The organism is Paenibacillus sp. MER TA 81-3 (genome assembly GCF_023713585.1).
GTDB classification, from domain to species: domain Bacteria; phylum Bacillota; class Bacilli; order Paenibacillales; family Paenibacillaceae; genus Paenibacillus_B; species Paenibacillus_B profundus.
On sequence record NZ_JAMAWB010000171.1, the window covers coordinates 1 to 205 of the forward strand.

General features: G+C 52.7%; 1 protein-coding gene. It reads left to right on the forward strand.

Going from position 1 to position 205, the window contains the following annotated elements; all coding sequences use genetic code 11:
- Window positions 1-205, forward strand: a 205-nt coding sequence (locus tag M3650_RS31720) for a MucBP domain-containing protein (protein ID WP_251580332.1), incomplete at both ends; no start/stop codon positions are given.

Below are 205 nucleotides of genomic sequence, written 5' to 3' on the forward strand. Positions count from 1 at the left end.
AGCGTGAACTATCTGGAGCAAGGCACGGATAAAGTTCTGGCGGAAGCCACGACCGTAGACGGAGTAACAGGTAAAACGGTGGAGCTGACAGCCGCGGAAGTAGCGGGTTACACGCCAGTGAAGTCCATCGATAGCTACACCTTTAAAGCAGAAGGTAATGTGTACACCTTCTACTACAAGGGAAGCGCGCAGAAGCTGACGGTGA